This is a genomic window from Streptomyces sp. SID5910 (assembly GCF_009862125.1).
GTDB lineage: Bacteria > Actinomycetota > Actinomycetes > Streptomycetales > Streptomycetaceae > Streptomyces.
In genome coordinates this window covers 1-7,985 of record NZ_WWHX01000692.1, presented here as the reverse complement: position 1 = coordinate 7,985, position 7,985 = coordinate 1, and the positions used below count along the sequence as shown (strand labels likewise).

At 72.1% G+C, this 7,985-nt stretch carries 19 protein-coding genes and 1 pseudogene; 5 read left to right on the top strand and 15 right to left on the bottom strand.

The annotated features are described in order from the left end of the window. Positions 1-42: 42 nt before the first annotated feature. The 13 genes from GTW67_RS24115 to GTW67_RS24060 form a co-directional block, all read right to left on the bottom strand. A complete protein-coding gene (locus tag GTW67_RS24115) occupies positions 43-447 on the bottom strand; it encodes a hypothetical protein (RefSeq protein WP_161166896.1) in 405 nt (134 codons plus the stop codon). Positions 448-668: 221 nt separating this feature from the next. Continuing rightward, positions 669-968 (bottom strand): hypothetical protein, encoded by a 300-nt coding sequence (locus tag GTW67_RS24110; RefSeq protein ID WP_161166895.1) that lies wholly within the window; start codon positions 966-968, stop codon positions 669-671. A gap of 81 nt (positions 969-1,049) precedes the next feature. Further along, complete coding sequence (locus GTW67_RS38215) at positions 1,050-1,184, bottom strand: hypothetical protein (protein WP_272920531.1); 135 nt, start codon at positions 1,182-1,184, stop codon at positions 1,050-1,052. An 83-nt stretch (positions 1,185-1,267) separates the two neighbouring features. Continuing rightward, on the bottom strand, positions 1,268-1,432 hold the full coding sequence (locus tag GTW67_RS24105) for a hypothetical protein (RefSeq protein WP_161166894.1): 165 nt from the start codon (positions 1,430-1,432) through the stop codon (positions 1,268-1,270). 44 nt (positions 1,433-1,476) lie between these two features. After that, on the bottom strand, positions 1,477-2,316 hold the full coding sequence (locus GTW67_RS24100) for a hypothetical protein (RefSeq protein ID WP_161166893.1): 840 nt from the start codon (positions 2,314-2,316) through the stop codon (positions 1,477-1,479). Continuing rightward, positions 2,313-2,906, bottom strand: coding sequence for a hypothetical protein (locus GTW67_RS24095; RefSeq protein WP_161166892.1), 594 nt, complete (start codon positions 2,904-2,906; stop codon positions 2,313-2,315). The genes GTW67_RS24100 and GTW67_RS24095 overlap by 4 nt, the downstream gene beginning before the upstream one ends. Next, positions 2,903-3,484 carry a hypothetical protein gene (locus GTW67_RS24090; protein WP_161166891.1) on the bottom strand — a complete coding sequence of 194 codons (582 nt, stop codon included), beginning with the start codon at positions 3,482-3,484 and terminating at the stop codon, positions 2,903-2,905. The genes GTW67_RS24095 and GTW67_RS24090 overlap by 4 nt, the downstream gene beginning before the upstream one ends. Continuing rightward, the gene (locus GTW67_RS24085) at positions 3,481-3,768 is read right to left on the bottom strand and encodes a hypothetical protein (RefSeq protein WP_161166890.1); all 288 of its coding nucleotides are present in this window, start codon (positions 3,766-3,768) and stop codon (positions 3,481-3,483) included. Before GTW67_RS24085 ends, GTW67_RS24090 begins: the two co-directional genes overlap by 4 nt. A gap of 8 nt (positions 3,769-3,776) precedes the next feature. Beyond that, positions 3,777-3,965 (bottom strand): hypothetical protein, encoded by a 189-nt coding sequence (locus GTW67_RS24080; RefSeq protein ID WP_161166889.1) that lies wholly within the window; start codon positions 3,963-3,965, stop codon positions 3,777-3,779. Further along, positions 3,965-4,801, bottom strand: a complete 837-nt coding sequence (locus GTW67_RS24075; protein ID WP_161166888.1) for a protein transporter Sec31 — start codon at positions 4,799-4,801, stop codon at positions 3,965-3,967. The genes GTW67_RS24080 and GTW67_RS24075 overlap by 1 nt, the downstream gene beginning before the upstream one ends. A gap of 75 nt (positions 4,802-4,876) precedes the next feature. Next, a complete protein-coding gene (locus GTW67_RS24070; protein ID WP_161166887.1) occupies positions 4,877-5,068 on the bottom strand; it encodes a hypothetical protein in 192 nt (63 codons plus the stop codon). Next, positions 5,068-5,217 (bottom strand): hypothetical protein, encoded by a 150-nt coding sequence (locus GTW67_RS24065; RefSeq protein WP_161166886.1) that lies wholly within the window; start codon positions 5,215-5,217, stop codon positions 5,068-5,070. Before GTW67_RS24065 ends, GTW67_RS24070 begins: the two co-directional genes overlap by 1 nt. Then, positions 5,214-5,435 carry a hypothetical protein gene (locus GTW67_RS24060; protein WP_161166885.1) on the bottom strand — a complete coding sequence of 74 codons (222 nt, stop codon included), beginning with the start codon at positions 5,433-5,435 and terminating at the stop codon, positions 5,214-5,216. The genes GTW67_RS24065 and GTW67_RS24060 overlap by 4 nt, the downstream gene beginning before the upstream one ends. A 182-nt stretch (positions 5,436-5,617) precedes the next feature. On the opposite strand from GTW67_RS24060, the gene GTW67_RS24055 reads away from it, so the two are divergent. After that, positions 5,618-6,043, top strand: coding sequence for a helix-turn-helix transcriptional regulator (locus tag GTW67_RS24055; RefSeq protein WP_237519006.1), 426 nt, complete (start codon positions 5,618-5,620; stop codon positions 6,041-6,043). Beyond that, positions 6,036-6,392: a DUF6221 family protein gene (locus GTW67_RS24050; RefSeq protein ID WP_161166884.1), complete on the top strand. Its 357-nt coding sequence runs from the start codon at positions 6,036-6,038 to the stop codon at positions 6,390-6,392. The genes GTW67_RS24055 and GTW67_RS24050 overlap by 8 nt, the downstream gene beginning before the upstream one ends. A 60-nt stretch (positions 6,393-6,452) precedes the next feature. Here the strand turns inward: GTW67_RS24050 and GTW67_RS24045 are convergent, their stop codons facing one another. Continuing rightward, complete coding sequence (locus GTW67_RS24045) at positions 6,453-6,599, bottom strand: hypothetical protein (RefSeq protein ID WP_161166883.1); 147 nt, start codon at positions 6,597-6,599, stop codon at positions 6,453-6,455. 67 nt (positions 6,600-6,666) lie between these two features. Between GTW67_RS24045 and GTW67_RS24040 the strand changes: the two genes are divergently transcribed. From GTW67_RS24040 to GTW67_RS24030, 3 genes are all read left to right on the top strand, one after another. Next, positions 6,667-6,882 carry a hypothetical protein gene (locus GTW67_RS24040; protein ID WP_161166882.1) on the top strand — a complete coding sequence of 72 codons (216 nt, stop codon included), beginning with the start codon at positions 6,667-6,669 and terminating at the stop codon, positions 6,880-6,882. A gap of 89 nt (positions 6,883-6,971) precedes the next feature. Continuing rightward, a complete protein-coding gene (locus tag GTW67_RS24035) occupies positions 6,972-7,151 on the top strand; it encodes a hypothetical protein (protein ID WP_161166881.1) in 180 nt (59 codons plus the stop codon). Beyond that, positions 7,151-7,363, top strand: a complete 213-nt coding sequence (locus GTW67_RS24030) for a hypothetical protein (protein ID WP_161166880.1) — start codon at positions 7,151-7,153, stop codon at positions 7,361-7,363. Before GTW67_RS24035 ends, GTW67_RS24030 begins: the two co-directional genes overlap by 1 nt. 251 nt (positions 7,364-7,614) lie before the next feature. On the opposite strand, the pseudogene GTW67_RS24025 reads toward GTW67_RS24030, so the two are convergent. Next, a pseudogene (locus tag GTW67_RS24025) lies at positions 7,615-7,985 on the bottom strand (hypothetical protein); the annotation flags it as partial.

Genomic DNA, 7,985 nt, shown 5'->3' with positions numbered 1-7,985 from the left:
CCGGCTCGCAACGGGTGCGGCCGGGCCTGTCGTGGGTGTCGGTCAGACGTTGCAGAAGCCGATGCTCTTCAGCGCCTCGTTGATCTGCTTGCCCTGCTCCTCGGACGTGGTGACGTCCTTGTACGTGAAGCGCTGCGAGGCGAGCCAGTCCGGACGCTTGACGCCCTCACCGAAGGCCGAGCACTGGTTGCGGGCGGCGTCGATGGCCTTGTCCTCGTACCGGACGACGTCCGGGGCGGCCTTCGCGAGCGCGTCGAGGAGCTGCTGCCGCTTCTCGCCTGTCGGCTTCGGCGGGAGGCCGCCGGCCGCGGCGGGGCTGGATGCCTGTCCGGTGGTGGTGGCTGTCGGCGCGGCGTTGGTCTTTGAGTCGTCGCCGCTGCTGGAGCAGGCGGTGAGCGTGAGGAGTGCGGCGGCGGCGAGGGTTGCGGCGGCGGTGCGGGTGTTCATGGTCCCCCCTGGGACGGGTGTGAGATACGGGGGGAATGATGCCGCACCGGGTGCTTCCGGTTCCGGGCATGCCAGATCTGCGGCTCACTATGCATGATCGTTCCCAATAATTCAACACGTGATGAACGCGTGGCACGGGAAAGGCCCCACCGTCACGGAACGGCGGGGCCTCCTCGCCGGGTTGCCGGGCGTTACCCGGCGCGCAGCCACCAGTGTGGCAGCTACGGCGTGCCGTTCAACGCGTCCTCCAGCATCTTGTTCTTGTCGACGTTGCCCTCGTCGTCAACCCAGCCGAGGTCATCAATGATCTCAGCCATGCGAAGCGTGTCGTAGTCCTCCTCCTTCACGTCCTCACAGGCGTTCGGGACCGTGTTGGAGCCGTCGGCTCGCTTGTCCAGTGCAGTGGCGCAGTCTTTGACGATGTCGTCGTAGGACGGTTGGCTGAGCCAGACGAAGAGCCCGGTAATCAGGCCGAGGACGGATACGGCGGTCGCGGTGGCGACGATGGTGCGGCGTTTCATGGTCCCCCCAGGTGTGGTGTGCAGGGCGGCATCATGCTCGCCTGCGGGTGTGGCGTGAAGGTGGAGTTCGGAAGTTGTGACCTACTTCTTCGGTGTGCCGGGCACGGGCTTCTTCTCCCGGGGAATCCAGCCACCGCGGCTGGCCTGGTAGTCCGTCTCCTTGCCCTTCAGCCTGGGGTCGTCGTGCTTGATCGGCTTGGGGAATCCGAGTGCCATGATGGCGTCTCCGTCTCGTGATTGGGATGGGACCGGGGCGGCCGGCTAGCTGCCAGGCGGGCGGCCGCCCCGGGGCGTGCGGGTCAGGAGTTGCTGTTGTTCGTGCCGTCGATCAACAGGTCGAGGTTCTCGGTGATCGACCCCGGCCCCTCGTGCATGGCGTGGACGATGAGGTCGGCGGCCCGCTCGGGGTTGCCGTCGGCGACGGCGGCCTTGATCTCCTTGCCGCGGTCCTCGAAGTAGCCCATGGGTGTTCCCTTCTGGTCGGTCCGGAGCGGGTGGCTCCGGGGGTTCAGTGGCCGACGGTTCCGCGTCGGCGGTGGCGGTCGGCGAGGTCGTAGATGATCAGCCCGCCGTCGGTGCGCCGTACATCGATCCCCTCCCGGAGGTCGTCCTCGTCGGCGTTGCTGTTGCTGTTGCTGCCGGGCTGACCTGCGGCAACAACGTCGCCCTCGTCGGGGTCATAGGCGAGAGCGGGGTGGGCCGCGTCGCCGCCCTTCACGCCGGTCGACGTGCCCCGGCCCCGCATCCGCACCGCCTCCACCGGGATCTCCCACCTCTCCAGGGCCTCGCGGACACGCTCCGGGGTGGTGCCGATGTGGGCGGCGAGGACGGCCAGATGAGCGTGCGGTGTGCCGGTCGCCCGCAGCGCCACGCGGAGGTCGATGAGGGTGGGCAGCCACGGCCCGGCCGAGGGCTGCTCGACCGGCTCGTCCACCACCTCGCTGTCGGCCGACTGCTCCTCGCCCGCCTGCTGCTCCCCGCCGGCGGGCGGCCCGGCGGTGCGTCCCGGCGCCCAACCGTCCTGGCCGCACCGGTACGCGGCCAGCACCCACAGGCCGGCCGTGCCCCACATCAGCCACGGCGCGCGGCCGTCAGCGACCGCCGCGTACAGGCCGCCGCCGACCGCCGCGGCGATCTTCCGCAGGACCACGGCAGCGCCGAGGAGGACGGCTAGGCGCAGCAGCCAGCCGAAGGTGAACGGCTCCCCCGCCCATGCCTCCGCGCGCTGCCAGAGGCGGCGGGCAGCGTGCACCGCCCGGGCGGTGAGGAGTGCGGCGAGGCGTCCGGATCCGGTGCAGATCCGCTGTCCGGCCTGCCGGATCCACTGCATCGTCGTCGGGGCGCTCATACCGGGCTCCAGGTGGCCGCACCCTGGAGGACAAACTCGCCGAGCCCGTTGGCGCCGCCGACGACCTGGACAGCGATGAACGCGGCGGTGCCCGTGCTGATGCACAGCAGTGCCCCGGTGAACACGCCCTTCCACCACTTGCCTTTGACGGCCTTGGCGATGTTCTTCCGCAGCGTCCACAGGGCGATGACGAGCGCGGTGACGACGATTGCGCCGTAGCTGTTGAGGCCGGGCGCGGCGGCGGAGGCCATCGTGCTGGCCCGCTGGCCGGTCATCGTGGACATGATCCAGCCGCCGACGCCGTTGCCGCCCCAGCGGAGGACGCTGGTGCCGGTGCCGAGGAGCCCGGCGGGGCAGGCGACGGCGAGGATGCCGCAGGTGATGCCGAACCAGTACGGAATCAGGGCCTTGGGGTTACGGGAGTTGGTCGCGGCGGGCGCGGCGCCCCTTCCGGCCGCTGCCGCTGCGCCGCCGCCGGTCTTGTACCAGCGCCAGTGCTCGGCGGCGAGGAGGGCGAGGCCGAGGGCGAATCCGGCGGTGGTGACGGTGCCGGTGGTGTACTGCGATACCTCGGCTGCGACGGTGATCATGCGTGCACTCCGGTGAGGGCGTAGACGAGCGTGGTGATCGGGAGGGTGAGGACGGTCGCGGTGGCCATGGCGTACAGGGCGAGCCGGGCGACGCCGGCGCGGAGCCTCGGCAGCCACTCGTCGGGGTCGGCCTGGCGGGCCCGGATGCGGGTGACGTTGTCCCAGACGGCGACGAGGGCGAGCGGCACGATCGCCATGACCCAGGCTCCGGCGAGGCTTTCCTCGTCGCGGACGTCGGCGAGGATCCATGCCCACGGTCCGCTGAGGGGGAGGGCGAGGGTGAGCATGCCGAGGTGGTAGCCCCAGCGGATCCGCCGCCACCAGGGCGGGGCGGGGGGCGGATCCGGTGGTCCGCCCACGTCGATGGTGACGTGGACGTGGACGTCGAGCGGGGCGGGCGGGGGCGGTCCGGGCGGTCCGGATCCGTTCCGCCACCAGTCCGGACCGGAGTCCGGCAGGGCGGGCGGGTCCGGCGGGACGGGCGGCGGAGGTGGCGGTCCGGCGGGTGCGGGCAGGCGCTGCCCGGCGGGGATGATCCGGGACGGCACGATCGGCGGCGGAGGCGGCGGGGTGCTCACCGCACACCTGCGCAGGCGAGCGCGGTCGCGAGGACGATCGCCCAGGCGCAGCCGACCCAGACGCGGCCCTCATCGAAAGCCCGGGCGGCGATGATCACAGAGCAGACCGCGAGGAGGTAGGCGAGCGGCGGCATCGCGATGAGCGCGAGGAGCAGCAGGCCGGGCAGGGCAAGGGTGACGCCGAGCCCGGCCGCAGCGGCGGGGAGCCAGCCGTGGCGGCGCAGCAGTAAGGCAGTGGTGATGCCGGGGGCGAGCCCGGCCAGGCAGACGGCGAGCAGCAGCATGACGACCTTCAGGTCAGGAGGTGGGCGAGCCCGTGGAGGGCGGCGAGGAGGAAGCAGCCGGCGGCCACGGTCGCGCCGGCGGCGACGACGGGGCCGGGCAGGGTGCGCGGCTGCCAGGCGACGACCGCCAGGGCGAGGCCGGCGGCGACGACGGTGAGACAGATGAGGGCGAGGACGAGCCCGGCAGCCGCGGTCATCAGGCGCCGCGCTTCAGGTCGCGCAGGTAGCGGTCGACGCTGTCCGGAGACACTGGCCGGCCGAGGCGGGCGGCAGCGTCCTGGAGGACGGCGTCCCGGTCACGGATCCCCTCGGACCACGCGATCCGGACGGCGTCCTTCGTGGTCAGGGACTTGCGGTCGACGGCCGGTCCCGGACGGTCCGCGGGCTCTCCGGACGGATCCGGATCCGCGGATCCTGTGGTCCGGGCGATCCGGTCCGCCTCCACCATCTGCTCCCCGCGCAGGAGTTCACGGCGGACGGGGATCATGGCGAGCTGCCCATCGAGCGCGGCGCGCTGCTTCGCGACCCACTGCGCGGTGCGGTTGTCGAGCGGACGGGCGTGCACGCGCATCGCCGTCGACCACGAGCGCTTCGCGAGGAGGGAGACCGCGGCGCCGGCCGCGCCGACGGGCCACATGCCGAAGAGCTGGCCGTGCGCGAAGACGGCGCCCATGGAGATCAGGAGCGCGACGTTCCCGGCGCGGCGCACTGGGGCGGCACGCTCGGGCTCGTACCGGAGGAGCCACTCGACGCCCATGCACAGGATCCACGTCAGGTCGAAGGCGACGCCGGCGGCGTAGGCAACGACCGCGATGGTGGCCATCGAGAGGAGGTCGCCGATGCTGGCGGTGGTCCAGACGAGGGAGACGGTGACGAGGGTGCCTGCGATGGTGGTGACGCCGACGCGGACGATGCTGTCCCAGTCGCGGGGTGGGGCGGGGACGTCGATGTACTCGGTGTCGAGGACGAGTTCGGTGACGCCGTCGACGGTGTGGGGGACGAGGCGCTTCCGCTCGATGCGGTCGGTCTTCACGGTGCTCCTCCGGGAGCGGGCAGGTGGCCGCCCTCGCGACGGGGGACGAGGCGAGGGCGGCCGGTCCGGTGGTGGTCAGCGGGCGGAGCGGTACCAGCCGCTGCGGCGCTCGCTGGCGCGGTCGCGGTCTTCCCACGCCTGGCCGTCGCGGGCGGCGCGGCGGGCGCCGCTGGTCTTGTGGCGGCGGAACCTTCCGGCGTCGCCGGAGATCGAGCGGCCGGCGGCGGGGTAGTCGCGGCTGGACTGCGCGCGGGAGAACCAGCCCATCAGCTCGCGTCCTTCCAGCCGAGGCGCAGGCGGATGTCGGCGCCGGCCGCGTAGTCGGCCTGACAGGCCTGGACGGTGGCGGGCTCGGAGAGGACCTGGTTGGTGCGCGGGGTGAGGTCCTTCTCGGTCTCGGACTGCTGCTCGCTCACGCGGTCACCGCCGGGCGCCAGGCGGCCGAGATGCCGTGCCAGCCGATGGGGTGGCCGACGGTCCACACGGTGCCGTCGGCCATGGTGACGTCGTGGGCGTCGCGGGCCATGCGGGCGGTGTAGCTGCTGGCGTCGATGACCTTGAAGGTCAGCCCGTTGGCGTGGTGGACCTCGTGGGGGCTGGGCTGGGGTTGGGGCGTGCTCGTAGACTGCGGCACGGTCGTTCCTCCTGGTGATGCAGGCGGGATGGCTGGCCCCGACCGGACAGGGTGAGAGCTTCCGGTCGGGGCCGACTTGTTGCTGCTGTCCCAGAGTGCACGTTCTGCTTTACAACGTCAAGCAGAACAGGGAGGATGTTGCCGTGCCCAAGAGCCCTGAACCAGAGGGGAGCGCGCGCTTGATGACCACCACCGAGATCGCGAAGGAGCACGGGGTCAGCCGCCAGACGATCCACACGTATCGGCGGACCGGCATCTTCCCCGCTCCGGTCGAGGGCGAGGGCAGTACGCGGCCCCGGTTCCGTGAAGACCAGGTCGACGCGTTCTTCGAGGCGAACCCCAAGCAGCCGCGTAAGAAGCGCAGGCCCCAGTCCGAGCAGCAAGGAGAGCCAGTGACCGCGACGACAGCACGCAACCGACTCACAGAGACCCTGACGAGCCCCGGGTTGGTCGGCCTCGGCGCCGAGGAAGCGGCCGAGATGCTCGACGCCTACCGGGCGGCCGTCCTGCGTACCGCTGCTGACGAGCTGGCGGAGGACGACCACCTCCTCGCGGCCGAGGAGCTGCGCCGCATGGCCGACGAGAAGCCGGAGGCGCAGGATGGATGACCTGGTGCAGTGGCTGCGCGCGCAGCTCGACGAGGACGAGCGGACCGCGCGCCGAGCTGGTGACAGCTTCCGGCAGATCGGCGAGACGGGCGTCATCGTCGCCACCGAAGGCGACCGCGCGGAAGAGTGCGCCTCGGCGACCTGGGCCGGTGTCGCTGAGCACATCGTCGCGCATGATCCGGCGCGGGTGCTGCGCGAGATCGACGCGAAGCGGCGCACGCTGGTCCGGTGTGAGGAAGCGATGCTGTCCACGACCCCGATGCTCGTGCACTTCGCCAAGCAGACCGTCTGGGAGATGGCCCAGCCGTATGCGGACCGGCCCGGCTACCGCGAGTCCTGGCGACCGTAGCCCGCGCGTACCGATGCCCCCGTCCTCCAGCGAGGCGGGGGCACCGTCATGCCCGGCGGCCTACCGGTGGCGGCGGGTCGTCAGCCGGTACTCGCCGGGTGCCCCGGAGCACGGTACGGCGGGCGAGTGCGGGGGCCGCTCGAACCGGTAGCGGCGGAGGATCTGCCGCCAGGCGCGGGCGACGGTGGGGTACGGGCGGACGCTCATGCCCGGCAGGGTGGCAGACGGAGCAGCCCGGGAGGAAACCCGCGTCAACACGGTGCACCGTGGAGGCATGGCCACCGCGAAGCCCGTGATCGTGTACCCGCCCGACGAGCAGGGCGGCCGGCGGGTGCGGGTGGACGGGGCGATCCTGGGCCTGGCGTACGGCGTGCGGGACGTCTCGGCGTTCATGCAGGAGGCGGGCCTTCAGTCGTTCGATGAGATGGACGTGGTCCGGTCCGCGCTGATCGAGTGGCGTGGGGGCGGGCCGGACGTCTGGACGCACTGAAGGGCACCTCTTGCCAACTATGCATCACGTGATGCATAGTGGAGTCACGGCCGAGGGGACAGCCCAACGCCCAACCGAGGGGGAACCTCATGACCTTCACCAGCCGCGACCTCCGCGACCAGATCGTCACCGCCACCGACGCCTCCGACGGCGAGTACGACGTCGACGCCATCACCGAAGAGATCCTTGAGAAGCACGGCGCTGTCGACGTCGACACTCTCGACACCGACGAGTTCTGGGCCATCGTCGGCAAGCACGCCACCACCTGATGCCGGACCTGTGGACGATCGCCGAGGTGGCCGCCCACCTCGGCGTCAAGCCTGGCAGCGCGCGCGGAACCCTCTCCCGCTGGGGCGTCCGCGCCGTCGACCACCGCATCGACGACCACGGCCGGGCACACTCCCTCTACGACCCCGACGAGGTGAGGGCGGCTCACGCGGACCGGCCGGGTCGAGGAACCCGGACCGATCTCAGGAAGTAGGAAGACGCACGGCCCGCCGCGCCCATCGGGGACGGCGGGCCTCGTGCCGTTCAGGGCGGTCCGGGCGGGCTCCCGTATCCCACCGGCACCGGTCGCTACCCGGCCTTCCGGACCACCACCATCAGCGTGCCACGGTCAGGCCGAGCGCTGGGCCTTGATTCGCTCGATGCGCATCCGCAGCGTGCCTTGCCGCATGTCACGGATACCGAGCGCGGCACGGACGTACCACCGAATCCGAAGCCAGGTGAGCGTCATGCCGCCACCATCCCACCTTCCGTCCAGATCCTGCCGCAGCCGGTGCAGTGCGCGACCGGCACCCGCCCCTCGCCGCCGTGCACGTCGACCGCGCCGCCGCACCCGGGGCACGGTGTCGACAGGGTCCGCTGCTGCGCCGCGATGTCCAGGGCGCGTTCGACCCGGGCCGCGGCGCCGGCCGCGACGGTGGCGATGCGGCGCTCCTCGTCCTCCGTCAGCCGCCGGCACGGGCCCGGCTTCCGCTCGACCCGGGCGAGGAGCCAGAGCGCGGCGTGCGGTGCGGCGCGCTTCCCGGTGTACCGCCAGCGGCGCGGGTCGGCCAGGTCGGCGTGGGCGAGCTGGGCGCGGCGGGCGCGGTCGGCGGCGG

What these genes read in the sequence shown, in the direction of transcription:
- GTW67_RS24095 (WP_161166892.1), bottom strand. Translation starts at nt 2,906, where the DNA reads ATGATCACCGTCGCAGCCGAGGTATCGCAGTACACCACCGGCACCGTC.
- GTW67_RS24115 (WP_161166896.1), bottom strand. Translation starts at nt 447, where the DNA reads ATGAACACCCGCACCGCCGCCGCAACCCTCGCCGCCGCCGCACTCCTC.
- GTW67_RS24045 (WP_161166883.1), bottom strand. Translation starts at nt 6,599, where the DNA reads ATGAGCGTCCGCCCGTACCCCACCGTCGCCCGCGCCTGGCGGCAGATC.
- GTW67_RS24070 (WP_161166887.1), bottom strand. Translation starts at nt 5,068, where the DNA reads ATGGGCTGGTTCTCCCGCGCGCAGTCCAGCCGCGACTACCCCGCCGCC.
- GTW67_RS24085 (WP_161166890.1), bottom strand. Translation starts at nt 3,768, where the DNA reads ATGCTGCTGCTCGCCGTCTGCCTGGCCGGGCTCGCCCCCGGCATCACC.
- GTW67_RS24030 (WP_161166880.1), top strand. Translation starts at nt 7,151, where the DNA reads ATGCCGGACCTGTGGACGATCGCCGAGGTGGCCGCCCACCTCGGCGTC.
- GTW67_RS38215 (WP_272920531.1), bottom strand. Translation starts at nt 1,184, where the DNA reads ATGGCACTCGGATTCCCCAAGCCGATCAAGCACGACGACCCCAGGCTG.
- GTW67_RS24080 (WP_161166889.1), bottom strand. Translation starts at nt 3,965, where the DNA reads ATGACCGCGGCTGCCGGGCTCGTCCTCGCCCTCATCTGTCTCACCGTC.
- GTW67_RS24040 (WP_161166882.1), top strand. Translation starts at nt 6,667, where the DNA reads ATGGCCACCGCGAAGCCCGTGATCGTGTACCCGCCCGACGAGCAGGGC.
- GTW67_RS24055 (WP_237519006.1), top strand. Translation starts at nt 5,618, where the DNA reads ATGACCACCACCGAGATCGCGAAGGAGCACGGGGTCAGCCGCCAGACG.
- GTW67_RS24050 (WP_161166884.1), top strand. Translation starts at nt 6,036, where the DNA reads ATGGATGACCTGGTGCAGTGGCTGCGCGCGCAGCTCGACGAGGACGAG.
- GTW67_RS24100 (WP_161166893.1), bottom strand. Translation starts at nt 2,316, where the DNA reads ATGAGCGCCCCGACGACGATGCAGTGGATCCGGCAGGCCGGACAGCGG.
- GTW67_RS24105 (WP_161166894.1), bottom strand. Translation starts at nt 1,432, where the DNA reads ATGGGCTACTTCGAGGACCGCGGCAAGGAGATCAAGGCCGCCGTCGCC.
- GTW67_RS24110 (WP_161166895.1), bottom strand. Translation starts at nt 968, where the DNA reads ATGAAACGCCGCACCATCGTCGCCACCGCGACCGCCGTATCCGTCCTC.
- GTW67_RS24035 (WP_161166881.1), top strand. Translation starts at nt 6,972, where the DNA reads ATGACCTTCACCAGCCGCGACCTCCGCGACCAGATCGTCACCGCCACC.